The following is a 20,590-nucleotide window of genomic DNA, read 5'->3' as shown; positions in this document are numbered from 1 at the left end:
TCTCAGCGCACCTTCAACGTTGCCAAGCCGATGAGCACCAGCACCACGCTGATGATCCAGAACCGCACGATGACCCGTGGCTCGGGCCAGCCTTTCAATTCGAAGTGGTGATGGATCGGCGCCATGCGGAAGATGCGCTTGCCGGTCATCTTGAAGCTGGCAACCTGCATCATCACCGACACCGTTTCCATCACGAACACGCCGCCCATGATCAGCAGCACGATTTCCTGCCGCACGATCACCGCGATCGCCGCCAGCGCCGCGCCGATGGCCAGCGCGCCGACGTCGCCCATGAACACCTGCGCGGGATACGTGTTGAACCACAGAAAGCCCAGGCCCGAACCGGCTAAAGCACCGCAGAAAACGGACAGCTCGCCTGCGCCGGGAATCGATGGAATGCCCAAGTATTCGGAGAAGACGCGGTTGCCGGCCAGATACGCGAACACGCCCAGCGCGCCCGATACCAGCACGGTCGGCATGATCGCCAAACCATCCAGACCATCGGTGAGGTTCACCGCGTTGGAGAAGCCGACGATCATGAAATAGGCGATCACCACGAAGAACACGCCCAGCGGCACGGCCACGTGCTTGAACACCGGCACATACAACGCCGTTTCCGCTGGCAAGGTAGCCGTGTGAAACAGGAACCACGCCGCGCCCAAGCCGAACACCGATTGCCAGAAATATTTCCAGCGCGAGGCCAGTCCACGGCTGTCTTTCAATACAAGCTTGCGGTAGTCGTCATAGAAACCGATCGCGCCGTAGCAAACCAGCACCGCCAACACGAGCCATACGTAGCGATTGCCCAGATCCACCCAAAGCAGGGTGGCGATGGCGACGGAGAGCAGGATCATCACACCACCCATCGTGGGCGTGCCCGCCTTCGACAGATGCGACTGCGGGCCTTCCTTGCGCACTACCTGGCCGGCCTTGAGTGCGGCGAGCTTGCGAATCAGCGCAGGGCCGAACAGCAGCGATATCGCCATCGCGGTCAACGCCGCCATGATCGTGCGGAAGGTGATGTACTGGAACAGATGCGGCGTGGAGAAATGCCGGGCGAACCATTCGGCCAGTTCAAGCAGCATGAGGCGCACCCTCCCCTGGCCGGTTGATTTTCAATGCAGTCACTACGTGTTCCATACCCGCCGAGTGCGAGCCCTTCACCAAACACGTAACGCCAGCGTGCAGTTGGGCACGCAACGCGTCGGTCAGCGCTTGTTTGTCGGCAAAATGTTTTCCGCCGGCACCGAAGGCCTCGACCGTTGCTGCGCTCAACGGCCCCACCGCAAACAGCTTTTCGATACCGCGTTCACGCGCATGGTGGCCGACACCGGCATGCAATGCGCGCGCATCCGCGCCCAGCTCCGCCATATCACCCAGCACCAACCAGCGCTCACCGCTGGCGATGGCGAGCGTGTCGATGGCTGCGTGCATGGAGCTGGGGTTGGCGTTGTAACTGTCGTCGATCAAGGTCCAGCCGTCCGGCATGGCGATGCGCGTCAAGCGACCCTCCACAGTGCTCGCTTGCTCCAGGCCCTCCACGATCGTGTCGAGCGGTACATCCAGCGCCAGCGCGATGGCGCTTGCGGCCAGCGCGTTGGCAACGTTGTGGCGACCGGGCAATGGCAGATGCACATCCGCGTCGCCATGCGGCGTACTCAGCACGAAGTGCGATCCGTCGACACGCTGCTCGAGAATTTCAGCGCCGACATCGGCCTTGTGAGCCAAACCGAAGCGCAGCACACGGCGTCCGCCGGCCAAGCCGGTAAAGAAGCTCGCAAACGCATCGTCGGCATTGATCACGGCGACGCCGTCGGCCGGCAGTGCGCGATACACCGCGCCCTTGGTTTCGGCCACCATTTCAATCGTACCCATCCGCTCAAGATGCGCTGGCGCGATGAGATTCACGAGGCCGATGTCGGGCCGTGCGATGGCAGCCAGATATTCGATATCACCCGGTTTACCCGCGCCCATCTCAAGCACGGCGTATTGGGTGTCTTCCGGCATCCACAACAGGGTGAGCGGCAAACCGATCTCGTTGTTGAAGCTGCCAGTGTTGACGTGCGTGCGCCCATGCCGCGAAAGAATCGAGGCGGTGAGCGTCTTGACGGTGGTCTTGCCGTTGGAGCCGGTAATACCGATCACGCGTGCATTGCGTTGCGCGCGCACGGCGCTGGCCAGATCGCCCAGTGCGAGCTCGCAGTTTTCCACTTCCACCTGCGGCAATTCGCTTTCAACACGATGCTCGACCAAGGCGGCCACCGCACCGCGCGCTTTCGCGTCGGCAAGGTAGGCGTGACCGTCCACGCGTTCGCCTTTGAATGCCACGAACAGGTCGCCCGGCTTGACCTTGCGCGAATCGATCGCGACACCCGTCACGCTGGCATCGGCACCATGCAGTCGTCCGTGCGTCCACAAGGCAATGGCGCTCGATTGCATCATGCGCGCTCCTCCAAGATGGAGCGGGCGGTGGCCATATCGTCGAAGGCACGCTTGCCCCTGGCACCCTCCTGGTACGTTTCGTGACCTTTGCCAGCAATCAAAACAACATCTCCGGTGCGCGCCATGGTCAGCGCGGCGCGGATCGCGGCTTCGCGATCACGCTGCACGGTGGCTGCCTGCGGCCGGGACATGCCGGCCAGAATGTGCGCGACGATGGTGTCGCCGTCTTCGCCGCGCGGATTGTCGTCGGTGACGATGGCCATATCGGCCACGCGTTCGGCGATTTCGCCCATCTGCGGGCGCTTGCCCGCATCGCGCTCGCCGCCACAGCCGAACACGCAGATCAGTTTTGCCTCGCAATGCGCACGCAACGCGGTGAGCGCCTGTTCCAAGGCATCCGGCGTATGCGCGTAATCGATCACCACCAGCGGCAAGCCATGCACGCCGCCGATGCGGTTCATGCGTCCGTTCACCGGCTCGAGCGCCTCGACCGCTTCGATGACGCGCTCGAAGGGTTCACCCAACGCGCTCAGGCAGCCGATCACGGCAAGCAGGTTCGCCACATTGAAACGACCCAGCAGCCGACTGCGGATCGTCTGCACGCCCCACGGCGTGCGCAGCTCGAAGGCGATGCCTTCGGCGGAGGCAACGATGTGGCTGGCCGCGAAGTCGGCGCGTTCATCGCCCGCGCTGCTTGCGCGCCATGTGTACACGTCACGGGCGAGCTTGCTGGCCAATTCGCTGCCAAACGCGTCATCGATATTGATGACCGCGGCCTTCAGGCCAGGCCACGCAAACAACCTCGCCTTGGCGGCGCCATAGGCTTCCATGGTGCCGTGGTAATCCAGATGATCGCGCGTCAGATTGGTAAACGCCGCCACTTCGAATGCCGTGGCCGCAACGCGCCCTTGTTCGAGCGCATGCGACGACACTTCCATCGCTACGTGGGTGGCGCCATCGCGGCGGAATCCGGCAAACAGCTGCTGCACAGCGATGGCGTCGGGTGTGGTGCGCTCGCCTTCACGCAAGTTGCCGTGCAGCCCAGCACCCAGCGTGCCGATGGTGGCGGTGCGATGCCCCAGATGCGTCAGCGCTTGCGCGAGCAATTGAACCGTGGAGGTTTTACCGTTGGTGCCGGTGACGCCGATCACCCGCATCGACTCGGAAGGGCGTCCGAAGAAGCGCGCAGCAATTTCCCCGACGAAGGTATGCAGACCATCGATCCACACCACCGGCACACCCGGATCTTCCGCATCCTGCGGGGCCGGCGCTTCGGCCAACACCACGGTCGCGCCGCGTTGCACCGCCCCACGCACGAATTCGATGCCATGGCCACGCGTGCCGCGCAACGCGAAGAACGCATCGCCGCTGCGCACCTGGCGCGAATCGAGTGCAAGGCCGGAAACGACGAGAGGCCCCGCGGCCCTCGTTTCGGCGATACCTTGCAGCAAATGATCGAGGCGCAGGCCGGTCATGGTTCGACGGCCTCCACGGCAGATTGATCATCCTGCGGATTCTGCGGCGGCGCCGTACCAGCGAGGCCGCCACCAGCCTGCAACGGACCGCCTGCGTACCAGCGGCCGATGTTGTCCGGCGGCACATCGAGCAAGCGCAATGCGCCCGTCATCACGCTGGAAAATACCGGCGCGGAAACCAGGCCACCGTAATAGATGCTGGACTTGGGATTGTTGATCACCACCACCCCGACCAGGCGCGGATGGGTGGCAGGCACGATGCCGGCGAACAGCGAGTTGTAGTTGTTCTTGGCGTAGCCACCCGCTGAAGCAAGATGCGCGGTACCGGTCTTGCCGGCGACGATGTAGTTGGCGATCTGGGCGCGCGTGGCAGAACCACCGGGCGCGGTGACCGTCTCGAGCATGTCCACCAGCTCGTGCGCAATCGTCGACGAAATGACCTGCTTGCCTTCATCGCCGCCGCCTTTGATAAAGGTCGGCGTGTGCATCATGCCGTCGTCGGCCAGCGTCGCGTACGCCACCGCCAGTTGCAGCGGCGTGACATTAAGACCATAGCCATAACCGATGGTGGCCTTTTCGATCGGCCGCCAGGTGTGGCCCGGCCTGAGCAAGCCTGACGATTCGCCGGGGAAGCCGCTGCCGGTGCTCTCGCCGAACCCGAATGCGCGGTACGTGTCGTACAGAAACTTGGTATCCAGCGACAGTGCGATTTTCGCCGCACCGATATTGCTGGACTTGGTGAGCACGCCCGTGGGTGTAAGCATGCCGTTGCCGCCCGACTCCACGTCACGAATATCCTTGCCCATGAAATACCAATGACCGTTGCCAGTATCGATCAACGGTGCGGTGGGCGTGTACTTGCCGCTGGACAGGCCAGCTGCCATGGTGAACGGCTTCATGGTGGAGCCCGGCTCCACTACGTCGGTCACGGCACGGTTGCGACGCTGCGCGGGCTGGCTGCCGGTGACGGCGTTGGGGTTATATGTGGGCAGGCTCACCATGGCGAGGATCTCGCCGGTGTGCACATCCATGATCACCATTTCGCCCGAATCGGCATTAAGCGTTTGCAGCTGTTGCTTCAGCTCGCTGTAGGCCAGGAACTGGATGCGGCGATCGATGCTCAGCGTGAGGTTCTGCCCCGGCTGCGGCGCATGCACCTGCTCCACATCTTCGACGATGTGGCCCATGCGATCGCGAATCACGCGCTTGGCGCCCGGCTTGCCGGCAAGCCAGTTATCGAAGGCGAGCTCCAGGCCTTCCTGGCCGTGATCATCGATATTGGTGAAGCCGAGCACGTGCGCGGTCACTTCGCCGGACGGGTAGTAGCGCTTGTACTCACGCTGTCCGTTTACGCCTGGAATGCCCAGTGCCAGCGCAGCTTGCGCTGCCTCCGGGTTCATCTGCCGGCGCAGGTAGGTAAATTCGCGGTCGGCGCGCTGCTCCAGGAACGACTTCACATCATCGGCCGACGTGCCCAGCGCCTGCGCCAATGCGGGAATGCGATCAGGATTGTCCAGCACTTCCGAAGGCACACACGTGATGGACACCATCGGTGTCGACACCGCCAACGGCTCACCGTTACGATCGAAAATCGTGCCGCGCGATACCGGAATCGGCACCACCCGCAGGAAGCGCGCATCGCCTTGCGTCTGATAAAACTGCTTCTGCACCACTTGCAGATCGAACGCTCGCGCCACCAGCCCGAGCGAAGCCACACCGAGCACACCCATCACCAACAGCATGCGTCGCCGCGTGGTGGGGCCGGCAACCTTGTGACGTGAACCTGACTTGGTGGCGATCTTCGGTAACCGGTTCATTGCCGCACCAACTGCACGTCCTGCGGACGCGGTGCGAACATGCCCAGCTTGGTGCGCGCTTCGCTATCGATGCGGCGCGGCTCGGCCCAAGTCGCCTGCTCCAATTCGAGCTGGCCGAATTCGATGTTCAGCGCATCGCGCTGACTTTGTAACTGCGAAAGCTGCACGAACAGCGAGCGGCTCTGATGGCGCGTCCACACCACCGCAATCGCGCTGACCATCACGGCGGCGAGCAGCAACAGCAGCGAGAAGACGCCGACACCCTTCATGCCTGCCCCCCTTCGGCCAGTTTTTCCGCCACCCGCAACACCGCCGAACGCGCGCGCGGATTGGCCGATTGCTCCGCCTCGGACGGAAACTGCGCCTTGCCGACCGCAGCGAGCCGAGCAGGTGCTGCAGTCACCGGCGGACCGCGGCGACTGCCCTGCACGCGACCGGAGTGATCGCGGATGAATTGCTTCACCTTGCGATCTTCCAGCGAATGGAAGCTGATGATCGACAGGCGACCGCCTGGGCTGAGCCGTTCGAGTGCCACTTCCAGGCCGCGCTGAAGCGCTTCGAGCTCGCCGTTTACGCGAATGCGCAACGCCTGGAACGTGCGCGTGGCCGGGTGCTTGCCGGGTTCGCGTCGGCCGAGGAGGCGTTCGACCAAGGCCGCCAACTCGCCGGTGCGGGTGATGGGCGATTCCTTTCGGCGCTCCACGATAGTGCGGGCGATCTTGCGGCTGAAACGCTCCTCACTGTACATCCAAAGCACATCGGCGATCTCGCGCTCGTCGGCATGGGCGAGGAAATCCGCCGCGCTTTCTCCTTGCGTGGGGTCCATGCGCATGTCCAGCGGCGCATCCCCCATAAAGCTGAAACCGCGCGCGGCCTCATCCAGTTGCGGCGAGGAAACGCCAAGATCGAGCAACACGCCATCGAGACCGGCGGCGGTTTCGTCCCATTCGGCGAGCGTGGAGAAATTGGCGTGGCGGATCGCCACGCGCGGATCGCCGGCGAAGGCTTTTTGCGCGGCGGCGATCGCTTGCGGATCGCGATCCATCAGCAACAGGCGGCCCTCGGGACCGAGGCGCGACAGCACGGCGCGGGCGTGACCGCCGCGTCCAAAGGTGCCATCCAGATAACGCCCGCCTGCCCGCACGGCGAGACCCTCCACCGCTTCATTCAGCATCACCGGGATGTGCTGAGGCTCAGCCATGCCGCCGCACTCCCGCTCTTGTTTGCATCCGCCTGCGCGCCCGGACCGTCATCGGTCAGAGCCGCAGGTCCGCCATGTCGTCGCTGATTTCGTCTTCGCCGATGGTCTGGCGGATCTTGGCCAGGTGGGCCTGTTCGCTCCAAAGCTCGAACTTGTTGCCCATCCCCAGCAAGACCGCTTTTTTCTCGATGCCCGCCGCCGTGCGCTGACTGGCCGGCAGCAGGATGCGCATGGCGCCATCCGGCTCCACCATCGCCGCCGCACCGACCAGCTTCATCTGCAAGGCACGGTGCACGGCCTTGACGCTCGGCAAGGCGTTCACCTGATCGCGCACCCGCTCCCATTCGGCGTGTGGGAACAGCCAGAGGCAGCCCGACTCGAACGGGTTATAGGTGATCACCAGCCGATTGGCGCACGCCTCCGTAACCAGTTCCCGATATGCGGTCGGGATGGCCAGCCGGCCTTTGTCATCGACGGTGATGGCGGTTTCGCCCTGGAACACGGCCTAGGAACTCCCACGAAATCCCACGATTTCACACAGGGTCCCACGATAGTCTCGCCCTATGAGACTGTCAAGAAATTTTTGCTTGTGAATCAAAGAGAAAGGCAACAGTGTGGCCAAATTTCCAGCGATTTCTAGGAAGCTTCCCGAGGTGCTTGATCGCTGTGGATTTTTTGCTCAGACGAGCCCTTTCCTGACAGGCCCCTACAGGCGTTGGCTGACACGCGCGGATGAATCGATCGTTCATTCGTGCGAACCGGCCCGGTGCACCACCCCCGACGACCGGGGGATGGCAGCACCTGCGCCAGGAAGAGGTGGAGTCGGCCTATAAGCCGGGTTCTGTACGCCTTGCGGCGCGACAGTCATTCCTCTCGGCCAGGCGTCACCGCCTGGCTCCAGCAACCTACCCGGGAACAACGCGGGCCGCGTTATCGTTCCCCTATTTGGTCTTGCTCCGAGTGGGGTTTACCGTGCCACGCGACGTTGTCCCCGCGTGCGGTGCGCTCTTACCGCACCATTTCACCCTTACCTGTGCCCTTGCGGGCCATCGGCGGTTTGCTTTCTGTTGCACTGGCCGTCAGCTCACGCTGCCCAGGCGTTACCTGGCACTCTGCCCTGTGGAGCCCGGACTTTCCTCGACGCGCACATGGCGCGACGCGACTGCCCGGCCGACTCCGTCGCGCATTATAGCGGCCTCGCGCTGGTGCATCAGCAAAAAAACATGGAAAAACCCGGGCAAAAGCTGCCGTTCAGCCTTCCCCCTTGTCGCCGTAAAGCAATTTGCGCGGCGCGCCGGTGATGGCCGCCGCCAGCTTCGCCGCCTTCGCCGGCGGCAGTTCGTCACGCAAGATCGCGAACACACGCTGGCCTTCGGCCACTTTCGCATCGGTTTCTTCGCCGCGACCGGCAACGAGAATCACGCACTCGCCACGCTGCTGATCGGGGTCACTCACCACGCGAGCCGCCAGTTGCGACAGCGGCTCGCCGATGACGGTTTCGAACATCTTGGTGAGTTCGCGCGCGAGCACGGCTTCGCGCTCGGCACCGAACACATCGCGCATGTCGGCGAGGCTTTCGACAATGCGGTGCGACGATTCGTAAAAAATCAGCGTGCGCGGATCACCCGCAAGTTCTTCCAGCCGGCTGCGGCGCGCGGCCGTTTTAGGGGGAAGAAATCCCTCGAACACAAAACGATCACTGGGCAACCCCGCCACCGAAAGCGCCGCGATGGCCGCACACGCGCCTGGCACGGGCATGCAGCGGATGCCCGCCTCGCGCGCCGCACGCACGAGTCGAAAACCCGGATCGCTGATCAGCGGCGTGCCTGCATCCGAAATCAATGCAATGGATTCGCCGTGCTCCAGCCGACGCACGAGGGACGCCACCGCTTCACGTTCGTTGTGCTCATGCAGTGCCACCAACGGCGTACCGACATTGTGTTGCAGCAGCATGGGGCGGCTGTGCCGCGTGTCTTCGGCGGCGATCAGGGCGACGCTGCGCAAGATTTCGATGGCGCGCAGGGACATGTCATCGCGATGACCGATCGGTGTTGCCACTACCCACAGGCAACCCTTCTCATTATTAGGCATGGCTCAGGATGCTCCGGCTCATTTGCGCGGGCGTTGCCGGCGCGATTCATTCGCAGATCACCTCGCCATCGGGAGGGCATGGTGAGCCACCCATCGCGGCGAAGCCATGATGCGATCGGCTATCATCGCGCAATTGCCACCAGGGATGTGCCCTAGGAGTCAACCGAACCCATGCGCCCGCGTCGTCTTGTTGCGTCTGGACTGCTTATTTCGCTGGCATTGAGCGCCTGCGCGCCTGCCGTGGCCCCGCGTTCGCCCGCCGAGATCGCCGCGGCGCAAAGTGCCGCGAATCTGGCCAATCAGGGGCAGTTCGATCGCGCCGCGCAGGCTTATCTTGCCCTCGCTGCGCAAACCTCGAGCCGCGCCGATCATTACAAGCTGCTGGCTGCTGAAGCCTATCGCGAAGAAAACGCGCTCGATCGTGCCGCTCCCATCGTCGCAGGCATCGACCGCGACCAGCTCACCGACGATGAATCCGTGCGCCTGGATCTCCTGCGCGCGGAGATCGCACTGCATCAGCGCGACCCCGCCACGGCGTTGCGCCTGACCACACAGCCCAAGCTCAACGTTCCGCCGGACTTGCGTCCACGTTTGTTGATACTGCGCGCGGATGCGCTTGCCGGCACCGGCGATCTGTGGGGCGCAGCGCGTAATCGCATCGAACTGGATGATGTATTACACGGCGCCGATCGCGAACAGAACCGTAATCAGGCCCTGGACCTGCTCGCCAAGCTCGGCGCCGACCCACTCAAACAGCGCGCCTCGGCCATGCAACCGGGCGATCGCATGCTGCCGTGGGTAAACGAAGCGTTGGGTCGCCTCGGCGTCACCGTGGCGCAAACGCAGCCCAATCTCAACCAGGCTGTCGGCACGCTCGTGCCGGGCACCGGGGCCAGCGTGCGCGAAGGCTACAAGATGCCTGCGCACGTCGCGCTGCTATTGCCCAGCAGCGATGGTCTCACGGCCGCTTCCAACGCTATTCGCGAAGGTTTCTTCGCGGCGTATTTCCAATCGTCCGACACCCACGCACCGCGCGCGGCGATTCGCGTGTACGACAGTGGCGGCAACGCCGCCAGCGCGATCAAGGCCTATAACCAGGCGGTCACCGATGGTGCACAACTGGTGGTGGGGCCGCTGACGCGCGCAGAAGTGATGGGCGTGCTTGGCCAGGCTTCACTGCCGGTTCCAGTGCTTGCGCTCAATCATTCGGACAACAAAACACTGCCCGCCGGCACCGCAAGCCAATTTGCGCTGATGCCCGAAGACGAAGGCGCACAGGCGGCCGATCACATGATCGAGCGCGGCGTGCACAACGCCTACGTCATCATTTCGGGCGATGATTTCGCCAAGCGCTCTGCCGCCGCATTCAAGGCGGAACTGGAAGCCAAGGGCGGCCAGATCGCCGGCAGCGCGCAGCTTCCAGCGACGGGCGTCAATGACGGCGACGCCATCAATGCATTGAATGCCGGCAGTGCGGGCTCCGATGCAGGCATCTTCATCAGCATGCGCGTGGAGCAGGCTCGTCTGCTTTTGCCGCAGCTGCGCGTGGCACGGATCAACCTGCCAGTATTTGGCACGTCGCACATCTATAGCGGTAGCGACAATGCTGCTGCCGATCGCGACCTGGAAGGCGTGGAGTTCTGCGACGCGCCGTGGCTGTTCGACGCGCAGACCGGCTTGCCCAGCTACCACGACGTCGCATCGCAACTGCCCGCCGCACGCGATGGCACCGCGCAACTGTTTGCCTTCGGCATGGACGCATGGAACCTCGTGCCCTACATCGACTGGCTGCGCAGCCATCCGGGTAGCTACCTGCCCGGTGCTTCCGGCCAGCTTGCATCCGATACGTTCGGCAACGTCAAGCGCGTGCTGAGCTGGCTGAAATTCCAGGACGGCCTGGCGCGCCCGACCAACGGCAGCCTGGACATGGACAGTGCGCCGGCGGCTGCCGGCAGTGCACCCGCGCCGGCGAGCAGCGCACCCATGCCCGCCGCTCAACCCAACGGTGGTTGATGCGCGCGGCGGGAGCGGCGTTCGAGCAACGCGCATGCAAAGAACTTGAGCATGCGGGGCTGGCAGTGCTTGCGCGCAACTACACCACGCGCTACGGCGAACTCGATCTGGTGATGCGCGATGGCGATACCGTGGTGTTTGTGGAAGTACGCCATCGCGTGCGCGCCGGTTATGGCAGCGCCGCGATGTCCATAACGGCATCCAAGCAGGCCAAGCTGGTGCAGACGGCACAATTGTGGCTCGCGGCCAACCCCAGGCATGCGCAACAGGCTTGCCGCTTCGATGTGGTGACCTACGACGGACCGGGCGAAAGCGCTAAAATGGAGTGGTTGCGTGGTGCGTTCGAAGCGGCGTAAGTGAGCGCGATCAAAAAGCCATGACACTTCCAAACCACTTGCTCGGCACCCTGCATTCCCTTTTTGGCGAAAGCGGTTGCTCCACTCGCGAAGCCGAACGCCTCGCCTACGCCTACGACAACTCCCGCCGCAACGCCCTGCCGGATGCCGTGGTCTTTGCCCGGGAACACACGCAAATCGAAGCGCTGATTCGCGCCTGTCGTGAACATCGCGTACCGATGATCGCGCGCGGGCGCGGCACCAATACCACCGGCGCGACCGTGCCGGTGGAAGGTGGGGTGGTGGTGAGCTTTGAGCGCATGAATCGCATCCTGCGCATTGACCCGGACAACCGCCTGGCCGTGGTCGAGCCGGGTGTATTGAACGGTGACCTGCAACGCGCACTCGCGCCGCATGGTTTCTTCTGGCCACCCGATCCCACCTCATCGCCCTGGTGCAGCATCGGCGGCAATCTCGCCTGCAATTCGGCCGGGCCTCGCACGGTGAAATACGGCAGCCCGCGTGAAAACACGCTCGGCCTGCACGCCGTGGCGGGTACGGGTCAAAGCTTCCGCTGCGGCACCTATACCAGCAAAGGCGCTACCGGTTACGACCTCACTCGGCTGCTCATCGGATCAGAAGGCACGCTCGCCCTGATCACCGAAGCCACGCTCAAGCTGACCCCGAAACCATCCGGTTTACGCACGCTGCGTGCAACGTATCGCGACGTGAGCAGCGCCGCGCACGCCGTGGCGCGCATCATGGCGCAGCCGGTCACGCCCTGCGCGCTGGAATTCATCGATGATGTCGCCTTGAAGCTCGCACGCGATCACGGTGGCGACGATGTGCCACTGGCGGGCGCGATGTTGATGATCGAAGTCGACGGCGAACCCGCTACCCTGCCCTCCGCCGTCGAGGCCGTATCGCGTGCGGCCCGCGGCGAAGGCCTGGAAACGCTGCACGTTGCGCAAACCGCGGAAGAAACGCAGGCACTATGGTCGGCGCGCAAGGCTTTGTCGCCGGCACAACGCACCATTTCGCCGAATAAGATCAACGAAGACGTGGTCGTACCGGTCAGCCGTCTGCCCGAACTCGTCAACGGTATTGGTGAATTGTCGCGCAAGCACAACGTACTCATCGTCACCTTCGGACATGCCGGCAACGGCAATCTGCATGTCAACCTGCTGCCGCGCGATGACGCCGAGCGCCAGCGCGCGCACGCCTGCCTGGCCGATGTATTCGCGTTGGTGATCGCGCTGCAAGGCACTCTCTCCGGCGAACACGGCATCGGCATGGTGAAGCGATCTTTCATGCCGCTTGCATTGGAAGCAGGCACACTGGATTTGATGCGCAGCGTGAAGCACGCCTTCGATCCGGATGGCATTCTCAATCCAGGCAAATTGCTGCCGTGAAAAAAGCCAGCCCGTTCGACCGGCTGCTTACCGAGATCCGCGCATGCACATTGTGCGCAGCACACTTAGCGAATGGCCCGCGTCCTGTGCTGCAAGTCAGCGTGTCGTCACGGCTGCTGATCGTAAGCCAGGCACCTGGACGCAAGGTTCACGCGACCGGCATTCCGTTCAACGACGTCAGCGGTGATCGTTTGCGCGCATGGCTTGGCATCGATCGCGACACGTTTTACGACGCGCAACGTATCGCCATCGTGCCCATGGGATTCTGCTTTCCCGGCAGCGGCCGCAACGGCGACCTGCCACCGCGCCCTGAATGCGCACCCACGTGGCATCCACGCTTGCTACCGCATTTGAAGCACGTGCAATTGACGCTGGCGATTGGGCAATACGCACAAGCCGGCATTCTGGGCGCCCAATGCGGCCCTTCGCTCACCGATACGATGCAAGCCTGGCGCACACATCGGGCGCATGGCGTGCTACCGCTGCCGCATCCCAGCCCCCGCAATCAGCTATGGCTCAAACGCAACCCGTGGTTCGAAGCAGAGCTGTTGCCGGTGCTGCGTAGTGAGGTCAAACACATCCTGTTGTAGTGGACGTGACCGTCTCTCGCGCCATCGCGCGCAGTTGTCTGAGAATTTTTTTGCGGCCAACGCGATTTCCCGGAAAACCTCATCTGGGCCGTACGTCATTGCGGCCCGATTCCGTTACACCGCGCGCTTAGAAAAAATCAGGTGCAAACCGAACAGCATGAATACGGCGCCCGCGCAGCCATCGATCCAACGACTGATGCGCAGATAGCCGCGGCGCATCACCGGCAATGCAAAACAACCGGCGACGAAGGAAAACCACAGGAACGTTTCCAGCACCACCATCGCCCACAAGCCCCAGCGCGCGGTCGATGACACGCCGACGCCGACGAATGCCGAAAAGATACTGCCGAAGTAAATCACTACTTTCGGGTTGGCAAGGTTGGTGAACAAGCCGTTGCGCAGGGACCGCCATGCACCGACAAAAACCTGCACTGGTTCCGGCTTCACGTCCGCCGAGGGCTTGGCCAGCGCGCCGCGCAGCATCTTGATTCCCATCCAGCACAGGTACAAACCACCGGCGATGGCGATCAGTCGCTCCAGCCACATCACCTTGTGCAGCAGCAATTGCAGGCCCAGCAGCGCCAGCGCGGCCCACATCGCAACGCCAAGCGTGATACCGGCGACACCGGCCATGGCTTCGTGGCGGGAGCGGCTGACGGCCGTCTGCGAAACGAAAAAGAAATCCGGGCCCGGACTCATCAGGGCGATGATCTGGACGATCGCAATAGTGATGAATTGATTCATGGAAAACGCTCCGGCGAAGCGAGCCAGTGTAATGCAGCGCCCGGCTCTCACACCTGCCGCGGTGAACCTTGCCGCCCGCCCAGGGCTTCCTCTACGCTGCCGACGCTTTGGCGTGGGGATCGTCCCCTGGCCTGTTTTAGGGGAAAAACCAGCCCATGAGCCTGAAGTTGCGACTCATCGCGATGAATTTTCTGCAGTACTTCGTCTGGGGAGCCTGGTTGATCACCATCGGGGCCTACTGGTTCCAGACACGGCATTGGTCAGGCGAGGAATTCGGGGCGATTTTCTCAACGATGGGGCTGGCCTCGCTGTTCATGCCCTCGATTTTAGGCGTGGTGGCGGACAAGTGGATTCGCGCCGAACGTCTCTACGGCTGCCTGCATATCCTTGGTGCGGCCATCCTGTGCATCGTGCCCATGGTCAACGATCCACGCACGTTGTTCTGGGTGATGTTGGTGAACATGATGTGCTACATGCCCACCATCTCGCTGGCGATTACGGTGGCGTACAACGCATTGAAGCGCGATGGCGCCGATGTGGTGCGCGTGTATCCGCCGATCCGCGTGTGGGGTACGGTGGGTTTCATCGCTGCGATGTGGACGGTGAGCTTGCTGCATCTGGAAATCACTACCGGCCAGTTTTACGTCGCCGCCGCCGCGGCCCTGGTGCTGGGCATCTATGCCTTCACGCTGCCGCCGTGCCCACCGCGCCTGCGCGGATCGGATCATCGCTCGTGGGTGGATGCACTGGGTCTTACCTCGTTCGTGTTGTTCAAACAGGCGAAGATGGCGGTCTTCTTCATCTTCGCCATGCTGCTGGGCGCCGCGCTGCAATTGACCAATGCCTACGGCGATACGTTCCTGCACGATTTCGCGCACGTGGCGGCATATCAGGATCTGGTCGCGGTGCGTTACCCCGCCATCATCATGTCGACTTCGCAGGTATCGGAAACGCTGTTCATCCTGGCCATTCCGTTCTTCCTGAAACGCTTCGGCATCAAGACGGTGATGTTGATAAGCATGCTGGCGTGGACGCTGCGCTTTGGCCTGTTCGCCTTCGGCAACCCCGGCGACGGACTGTGGATGATCGTGTTGTCCTGCATCGTTTACGGCATGGCGTTCGATTTCTTCAACATTTCCGGCTCGCTGTTCGTCGAAAGCCAGAGCGATCCGGCCATCCGCGCGAGCGCGCAAGGGTTGTTCATGCTGATGACCAATGGCATCGGCGCCGTGCTGGGCAGCTCCCTCAGCGGCGTGATCATCGATACGTATTTCACGCGTCCCGATCGTTCGCTGGAGTGGCACGGCATCTGGCTTACCTTCGCGGCGTATTCGCTGGTGGTGGCCGTGTTGTTTGTCGTCCTGTTCAGGCACAAGCACGTGCCTGAGGTGATCCAGGGCGTCCCTGCGCACTGAAGCGCGGCCTGCCTTCTTCCCTTGCACGCAGGGGAAGAAGGCTTCGGCGGTACAATGGGTCAATGCAGATCGGCCCCTACCGCATCGACCCGCCCGTGGTGCTCGCCCCCATGGCCGGAGTCACCGACAAACCCTTTCGCCTGCTGTGCAAACGGCTGGGCGCGGGGCTTGCCGTGTCGGAGATGACCACCGCCGATCCACGCCTGTGGCAAACGCGCAAATCCCTCCAACGGATGGATCATGCGGGCGAACCGGAACCGGTCAGCGTGCAGATCGCTGGCTATGACCCGGGCATGCTGGCAGAAGCGGCGCGTTTCAACGTCGCCAATGGTGCGCAGATCATCGACATCAACATGGGCTGCCCGGCCAAGAAAGTCTGCAACGTGTGGTCCGGTTCTGCACTGCTGCAAGATGAGCCACTGGTGGCACGCATCGTGAAGGCCGTGGTGGACGCGGTGGACGTGCCGGTCACCCTGAAAATCCGCACCGGCTGGGATCGCGCGCATAAGAACGCGCTGACCATTGCGCGCATTGCGCAGGACAACGGCATTACTGCATTGGCTGTGCATGGCCGCACGCGCGCCGATAAATACGAAGGCGAAGCGGAGTACGAAACCATCGCGGCCGTAAAGGCGGCCGTAAGCATTCCGGTGCTGGCCAACGGCGACGTCACCACACCGCAACAAGCTCGGCACGTGCTCGATGTGACGCACGCGGATGCCGTCATGGTCGGGCGCGGCGCGCAAGGACGCCCGTGGATTTTCCGCGAGATCGCTCATTACCTGGCAACGGGCGAACAACTTCTGGAACCGTCGCCTGCCGACGTTTCAACCCTTCTCATCGGTCATCTTGAACACTTGTACGCGTTCTACGGCGAACATACCGGCGTGCGCATCGCGCGCAAACATCTGGGTTGGTACGCGAAAGATCGCCAGGAAAACGCCGCGTTTCGCGATGTGGTCAACCGTGCCGAGCATGCGCACGATCAATTGCGCCTGACGCGTGAGTATTTCGAAGCGTTGCAGGAAACCTGGCGGATCGCCGCCTGAGCCCCGTCGCCGGAGCGGCGGTTTGAGGTTTTTTCCTAGGCTGAAGGCCGCAAACCCTTGCGTCGCTGAAACAGGCATCATGCGTGGATCATTTCACTGACCTCGCCATGTTTCGCCGCATGTATTCGCTCGTATTTCGCATCGCCTTGTTGCTAAGCCTCGTAGCGTTGCTCAGCGGCTGCGAAGCGAGCCTGTTTGCCAGCCTGAATGCCACGGATCGCCGCGCCGGCATCACCACGCAGGCAGGCGTGGTGTTCGACGCAGAGCACCACCTCAAACTCGACATCTATCGACCCGCCAGCGCGACGCGCGCGCCTATCGTGGTGTTCTTCTACGGTGGCAGTTGGGTGCGCGGCGAGCGTGCGTGGTATCGCTTTGTCGGCACGGCGTTGGCATCGCATGGCGTGATCGTGGTGATTCCTGATTACCGCAAATATCCGCAGGTAAAGATGGACGGCTTCATGCAAGATGCCGCGCGTGCGGTGGCGTGGGCGCATGATCATGCTGGCGAGCTGGGCGGCACGCCGGATGATGTCTTCGTGATGGGTCACTCGGCCGGTGGACAGATCGGCGCGCTGCTGGCGACCGATCCGTCCTGGCTCGCGCCGCACGATTTACGCCCCGACGAACTGGCCGGCTTTATCGGGCTCGCCGGCTGTTACGACTTCATGCCGATCCCGGCGAATGAAAAGGACATGCTAGGCATGTTCGGACGCGATGCCGCCGCCCAAGCCCGAGCGCAACCGGTCCGCTTCGTACGTGGCGTCGAGCCGCCCATGCTGTTGCTGCAGGGCAACGCCGATCAGGAGGTCGAGCCTTCCAACGCCGTGTCGCTGGCGCGTGTGCTTCACATGCATCACGACGATGTAACCCTGCGGCTGTACCCGGGCGTGGGCCATAACGCGCTCGTCTTTGCCCTGTCCCGGCCGTTCCACACCGATGCGCCCACGCTCGACGATGTGCTGCGCTTCATCCACGCGCATCCGATGGCCAGCGTGCGCTGAACGTGTGTTCGCTGTAGCACCGATCCGTTCACCGCGACCGGCAAGACCGACGCCACACGGTCGAAGGTATACGCCGTGGACAGCAGGCCGTACGTAGCGGTCCGAAGCCACGTTCTTTTTGCCCCCGTCCGGGCACGGATAACGAGCTATTGAGCTCCCTGCCCGCCCGCTGAACCGGCCCTCACCCCGTCATACGGGGATGCCAGACTAGACGGTGAAACGCAGGGCTAGTGCGTGTATCATGCGCAATTCCCTTTCCATCTCTTTATCCGTAAAGAAGGATATAAGCCGCGATGAGCAACTACCTCTTCACCTCCGAGTCGGTCTCCGAAGGCCATCCGGACAAGGTCGCTGACCAGATTTCCGACGCCGTACTGGACGCCATCCTGGCCCAGGACCAACGCGCCCGCGTGGCCTGCGAAACCATGGTGAAGACCGGCGTGGCCATCGTCGCCGGCGAAGTCACCACCAGCGCCTGGATCGACCTTGAAGCGCTGACCCGCAAGGTGATCCTGGACATCGGCTACAACTCCAGCGACGTCGGTTTCGACGGCGCCACCTGCGGCGTGCTGAACCTGATCGGCAAGCAGTCGCCCGACATCAACCAGGGCGTGGATCGCAAGAAGCCCGAAGAACAGGGCGCCGGCGACCAGGGCCTGATGTTCGGCTACGCGACCAACGAAACCAAGGATTTCATGCCGGCGGCGATCTACTACTCACATCGCCTGGTGGAGCAGCAAGCCAAGGTGCGCAAGGCGAAGAAGTCGGCGCTACCGTGGCTGCGCCCGGATGCCAAGAGCCAGGTCACGCTGCGCTATGAAAACGGCGTGGCCACTGCGATCGACGCCGTGGTGCTCTCCACCCAGCACGACCCGAGCGTGAAGCACAAAGATCTGGTCGAAGGCGTGCGCGAGTACATTTTGAAGCCCGTGCTGCCGTCCAAGCTGCTACACAAAAACACCAAGTTCCATATCAATCCGACCGGCAAGTTCGTCATCGGCGGCCCGGTGGGCGACTGCGGCCTGACCGGCCGCAAGATCATCGTCGACACCTATGGCGGCTGGGCCCGTCACGGTGGTGGCGCGTTCTCCGGTAAGGATCCCTCGAAGGTCGACCGTTCGGCCGCTTATGCTGCCCGCTACGTGGCCAAGAACATCGTGGCCGCCGGCATCGCGGACCGCTGCGAAGTACAGGTGAGCTACGCTATCGGCGTGGCCGAGCCGACCTCGATCTCGGTGACCACGTTCGGCACCGGCAAAATCAGCGATGACAAGATCGAAAAGCTGATCCGCAAGCATTTCGATCTGCGCCCGTACGGCATCATCAAGATGCTGGATCTGATCCACCCGATGTACCAGCAGACCGCCAGCTACGGTCATTTCGGCCGCTCGCCGTACGAAGTAAAAGGCCCGGATGGCAAAACCTTCACCGCGTTCTCGTGGGAGAAGACGGACAAGGCCGAAGCGCTGCGCACGGACGCCAAGCTCAAGTAAAAAACGCTCTTTTGCTGCTTTGGCAGCTTTTCAGCAAACGGACCGCTTATGTGGTCCGTTTGCGTTTAAGGCGCATGAAAACGCCAGATCATGCCACGTGATTTAAGAATGTGAAAAATGCCCGCGCATAGCAAAAATAATCAAAAATGAATTGCGGCAACGCTATAAATTAAAATTATTTTCACCCCTACTTCATTAATATCACGGTACCTTACACGGGCCACAAACAGCTCGTTCACGTTTGTGCAAGCTCTATCGGTGCGACTTCGAACATACAGTCCTTCTGGATCTCGGTTCATTTGCCGAGCAGCCATGCAAAGGGGGCGTTGTGAAAGGTACCGATGCATCAAAGGGGATCGATCGGCACGCGACGGTAAGCGATGCAAGGTCTGAGCGCGCTCCGCGCGGCACGTCTCTCATCCAACGAGACTTCCTGATTTCCATTCCCCCGTTTGCCCTTGCGACGCATGCAAGCGAATCGCGGTGCTGCTTGCACCCGCAATCAACATTGCTAGTCCTCTGAGTCAGGAAAAGCGCGCGGCACCCGTGTGCTGACGCGTTAGCTGCCTAACCGCGCAACGTGTAATCGATGCGACAGGGAAAGGAGGGATGACCGTGTTGCCACGTTCAATTCTCACAGCAATCACTGTTTGCTTCCGTCTCAATAGCGCCAAGCAAAAAATACCTCACCATCTTGCGCGACCATCGCACATGCAACTGTGCATGGGTGTGCTGATGACCATGCTGGCCTGCGATGTTCATGCGCAGGCCGTGATATACGCCAACGGCACCAATCTCACCGCTTCCGGCACGATTACCGCAACCAATCAGAACGCCCTGTTGGCTGTAAACAAGGGCACCATCACCGGAAACAACACACTTAACGTTACCGTCAATGGCACCAATACCTTTTCATACGGCGCCAGCGCTATCGGGGTCGGCAGCCTCATTACGTTGAACGGTGGGACGTTCGTCGATAACAACCCCACGAGCGCCGATCTGGACGTTCGACAAGGCGCAACGATCAACGCCACCGGTGTTGCGTTCAGAACCACCGGCTACAACAGCCCTGGCGCCTATATTGCCGATCCGGGAAGCTCAGCCACGTTGACCAATGACAGCTTCAACACGGCAGGCCAGTACTCAAACGGTGTGGACATTACGCAGGGGAACGCCACCCTCAGTGGCTCCAGTATCAAAACGACCGGGGTCGGCTCGTTCGGGGTGATCAGTCAAGGTTCGGGAGCGATAGCGACCGTGACCGGTGGATCGATCACCGTGCTTGGCGCGGTGTCAGGTGGATATGGCAGCGGTGTCGCTGCTGAAAATGGTGGCTCACTGACGCTACAAGGTGGCGCGATCGTCAACGTATATGGTGCCAGTGCCCCCGGCGCACTCGCATCGGCAGGTACGCAGAGCTGGCCCCGGAAAACTGAACAGCCCGATAGGTGGATTTCCTGCTCAATGAGGCGATGATAATCGCCGTAGAAGGAGCAGATCGATGGCAAG

At 62.3% G+C, this 20,590-nt stretch carries 18 protein-coding genes and 1 other RNA gene; 9 read left to right on the top strand and 10 right to left on the bottom strand.

What is annotated here, in order from left to right:
* Positions 1 to 2: 2 nt before the first annotated feature.
* The 9 genes from mraY to rsmI all read right to left on the bottom strand — a co-directional run bounded on the left by mraY (position 3) and on the right by rsmI (position 9,026).
* On the bottom strand, positions 3 to 1,085 hold the full coding sequence (mraY, locus tag DWU98_RS00095) for a phospho-N-acetylmuramoyl-pentapeptide-transferase (protein ID WP_115493458.1): 1,083 nt from the start codon (positions 1,083 to 1,085) through the stop codon (positions 3 to 5).
* Complete coding sequence (locus tag DWU98_RS00090) at positions 1,075 to 2,442, bottom strand: UDP-N-acetylmuramoyl-tripeptide--D-alanyl-D-alanine ligase (protein ID WP_115493457.1); 1,368 nt, start codon at positions 2,440 to 2,442, stop codon at positions 1,075 to 1,077. Before DWU98_RS00090 ends, mraY begins: the two co-directional genes overlap by 11 nt.
* Positions 2,439 to 3,917, bottom strand: a complete 1,479-nt coding sequence (locus tag DWU98_RS00085; protein WP_115493456.1) for a UDP-N-acetylmuramoyl-L-alanyl-D-glutamate--2,6-diaminopimelate ligase — start codon at positions 3,915 to 3,917, stop codon at positions 2,439 to 2,441. The genes DWU98_RS00090 and DWU98_RS00085 overlap by 4 nt, the downstream gene beginning before the upstream one ends.
* Positions 3,914 to 5,734 (bottom strand): peptidoglycan D,D-transpeptidase FtsI family protein, encoded by a 1,821-nt coding sequence (locus DWU98_RS00080; protein WP_230474597.1) that lies wholly within the window; start codon positions 5,732 to 5,734, stop codon positions 3,914 to 3,916. Before DWU98_RS00080 ends, DWU98_RS00085 begins: the two co-directional genes overlap by 4 nt.
* Positions 5,731 to 6,003, bottom strand: coding sequence for a cell division protein FtsL (gene ftsL / locus DWU98_RS00075; protein ID WP_115493454.1), 273 nt, complete (start codon positions 6,001 to 6,003; stop codon positions 5,731 to 5,733). The genes DWU98_RS00080 and ftsL overlap by 4 nt, the downstream gene beginning before the upstream one ends.
* Positions 6,000 to 6,935, bottom strand: coding sequence for a 16S rRNA (cytosine(1402)-N(4))-methyltransferase RsmH (rsmH, locus tag DWU98_RS00070; protein WP_115493453.1), 936 nt, complete (start codon positions 6,933 to 6,935; stop codon positions 6,000 to 6,002). The genes ftsL and rsmH overlap by 4 nt, the downstream gene beginning before the upstream one ends.
* A 55-nt stretch (positions 6,936 to 6,990) precedes the next feature.
* Positions 6,991 to 7,437, bottom strand: coding sequence for a division/cell wall cluster transcriptional repressor MraZ (gene mraZ, locus DWU98_RS00065; protein ID WP_115493452.1), 447 nt, complete (start codon positions 7,435 to 7,437; stop codon positions 6,991 to 6,993).
* 312 nt (positions 7,438 to 7,749) lie between these two features.
* Positions 7,750 to 8,113, bottom strand: an RNA gene (gene rnpB, locus DWU98_RS00060) — RNase P RNA component class A.
* A 73-nt stretch (positions 8,114 to 8,186) separates the two neighbouring features.
* The gene (rsmI, locus tag DWU98_RS00055) at positions 8,187 to 9,026 is read right to left on the bottom strand and encodes a 16S rRNA (cytidine(1402)-2'-O)-methyltransferase (protein WP_115493451.1); all 840 of its coding nucleotides are present in this window, start codon (positions 9,024 to 9,026) and stop codon (positions 8,187 to 8,189) included.
* Positions 9,027 to 9,197: 171 nt separating this feature from the next.
* On the opposite strand from rsmI, the gene DWU98_RS00050 reads away from it, so the two are divergent.
* Genes DWU98_RS00050 through DWU98_RS00035 form a run of 4 tightly spaced genes read left to right on the top strand, consistent with a single transcriptional unit; the run spans position 9,198 to position 13,376 of the window.
* Positions 9,198 to 11,039: a penicillin-binding protein activator gene (locus DWU98_RS00050; protein WP_115493450.1), complete on the top strand. Its 1,842-nt coding sequence runs from the start codon at positions 9,198 to 9,200 to the stop codon at positions 11,037 to 11,039.
* Entirely contained in the window at positions 11,039 to 11,395 is a 357-nt protein-coding gene (locus DWU98_RS00045; RefSeq protein ID WP_115493449.1) for a YraN family protein, read from the top strand. Before DWU98_RS00050 ends, DWU98_RS00045 begins: the two co-directional genes overlap by 1 nt.
* 20 nt (positions 11,396 to 11,415) lie before the next feature.
* Positions 11,416 to 12,786, top strand: coding sequence for an FAD-binding oxidoreductase (locus tag DWU98_RS00040; RefSeq protein ID WP_115493448.1), 1,371 nt, complete (start codon positions 11,416 to 11,418; stop codon positions 12,784 to 12,786).
* On the top strand, positions 12,783 to 13,376 hold the full coding sequence (locus tag DWU98_RS00035) for a uracil-DNA glycosylase family protein (RefSeq protein ID WP_115493447.1): 594 nt from the start codon (positions 12,783 to 12,785) through the stop codon (positions 13,374 to 13,376). Before DWU98_RS00040 ends, DWU98_RS00035 begins: the two co-directional genes overlap by 4 nt.
* Before the next feature lie 114 nt (positions 13,377 to 13,490).
* On the opposite strand, the gene rhtC is transcribed toward DWU98_RS00035, so the two are convergent.
* Positions 13,491 to 14,120 (bottom strand): threonine export protein RhtC, encoded by a 630-nt coding sequence (gene rhtC / locus DWU98_RS00030; protein ID WP_115493446.1) that lies wholly within the window; start codon positions 14,118 to 14,120, stop codon positions 13,491 to 13,493.
* A 155-nt stretch (positions 14,121 to 14,275) separates the two neighbouring features.
* Between rhtC and DWU98_RS00025 the strand changes: the two genes are divergently transcribed.
* From DWU98_RS00025 to DWU98_RS00005, 5 genes are all read left to right on the top strand, one after another.
* Positions 14,276 to 15,535, top strand: a complete 1,260-nt coding sequence (locus DWU98_RS00025) for a nucleoside permease (protein ID WP_115493445.1) — start codon at positions 14,276 to 14,278, stop codon at positions 15,533 to 15,535.
* Positions 15,536 to 15,597: 62 nt separating this feature from the next.
* Complete coding sequence (gene dusB, locus DWU98_RS00020) at positions 15,598 to 16,584, top strand: tRNA dihydrouridine synthase DusB (RefSeq protein WP_115493444.1); 987 nt, start codon at positions 15,598 to 15,600, stop codon at positions 16,582 to 16,584.
* An 83-nt stretch (positions 16,585 to 16,667) separates the two neighbouring features.
* Positions 16,668 to 17,588, top strand: a complete 921-nt coding sequence (locus tag DWU98_RS00015; protein WP_230474596.1) for an alpha/beta hydrolase — start codon at positions 16,668 to 16,670, stop codon at positions 17,586 to 17,588.
* Positions 17,589 to 17,881: 293 nt separating this feature from the next.
* The gene (gene metK, locus DWU98_RS00010; RefSeq protein ID WP_115493443.1) at positions 17,882 to 19,081 is read left to right on the top strand and encodes a methionine adenosyltransferase; all 1,200 of its coding nucleotides are present in this window, start codon (positions 17,882 to 17,884) and stop codon (positions 19,079 to 19,081) included.
* A gap of 609 nt (positions 19,082 to 19,690) precedes the next feature.
* Positions 19,691 to 20,557: a hypothetical protein gene (locus DWU98_RS00005; RefSeq protein WP_147293166.1), complete on the top strand. Its 867-nt coding sequence runs from the start codon at positions 19,691 to 19,693 to the stop codon at positions 20,555 to 20,557.
* Positions 20,558 to 20,590: the final 33 nt, after the last annotated feature.

Origin of the sequence: Dyella monticola (genome assembly GCF_003363155.1) — a bacterium.
GTDB lineage: Bacteria > Pseudomonadota > Gammaproteobacteria > Xanthomonadales > Rhodanobacteraceae > Dyella_B > Dyella_B monticola.
Note: the sequence above shows the minus strand (reverse complement) of the source record. Positions and strands in the feature narration are given on the sequence as shown.

What these genes read in the sequence shown, in the direction of transcription:
- mraY (WP_115493458.1), bottom strand. Translation starts at nt 1,085, where the DNA reads ATGCTGCTTGAACTGGCCGAATGGTTCGCCCGGCATTTCTCCACGCCG.
- DWU98_RS00090 (WP_115493457.1), bottom strand. Translation starts at nt 2,442, where the DNA reads ATGATGCAATCGAGCGCCATTGCCTTGTGGACGCACGGACGACTGCAT.
- DWU98_RS00085 (WP_115493456.1), bottom strand. Translation starts at nt 3,917, where the DNA reads ATGACCGGCCTGCGCCTCGATCATTTGCTGCAAGGTATCGCCGAAACG.
- DWU98_RS00080 (WP_230474597.1), bottom strand. Translation starts at nt 5,734, where the DNA reads ATGAACCGGTTACCGAAGATCGCCACCAAGTCAGGTTCACGTCACAAG.
- ftsL (WP_115493454.1), bottom strand. Translation starts at nt 6,003, where the DNA reads ATGAAGGGTGTCGGCGTCTTCTCGCTGCTGTTGCTGCTCGCCGCCGTG.
- rsmH (WP_115493453.1), bottom strand. Translation starts at nt 6,935, where the DNA reads ATGGCTGAGCCTCAGCACATCCCGGTGATGCTGAATGAAGCGGTGGAG.
- rsmI (WP_115493451.1), bottom strand. Translation starts at nt 9,026, where the DNA reads ATGCCTAATAATGAGAAGGGTTGCCTGTGGGTAGTGGCAACACCGATC.
- DWU98_RS00050 (WP_115493450.1), top strand. Translation starts at nt 9,198, where the DNA reads ATGCGCCCGCGTCGTCTTGTTGCGTCTGGACTGCTTATTTCGCTGGCA.
- DWU98_RS00045 (WP_115493449.1), top strand. Translation starts at nt 11,039, where the DNA reads ATGCGCGCGGCGGGAGCGGCGTTCGAGCAACGCGCATGCAAAGAACTT.
- DWU98_RS00040 (WP_115493448.1), top strand. Translation starts at nt 11,416, where the DNA reads ATGACACTTCCAAACCACTTGCTCGGCACCCTGCATTCCCTTTTTGGC.
- rhtC (WP_115493446.1), bottom strand. Translation starts at nt 14,120, where the DNA reads ATGAATCAATTCATCACTATTGCGATCGTCCAGATCATCGCCCTGATG.
- DWU98_RS00025 (WP_115493445.1), top strand. Translation starts at nt 14,276, where the DNA reads ATGAGCCTGAAGTTGCGACTCATCGCGATGAATTTTCTGCAGTACTTC.
- dusB (WP_115493444.1), top strand. Translation starts at nt 15,598, where the DNA reads ATGCAGATCGGCCCCTACCGCATCGACCCGCCCGTGGTGCTCGCCCCC.
- metK (WP_115493443.1), top strand. Translation starts at nt 17,882, where the DNA reads ATGAGCAACTACCTCTTCACCTCCGAGTCGGTCTCCGAAGGCCATCCG.
- DWU98_RS00005 (WP_147293166.1), top strand. Translation starts at nt 19,691, where the DNA reads ATGACCGTGTTGCCACGTTCAATTCTCACAGCAATCACTGTTTGCTTC.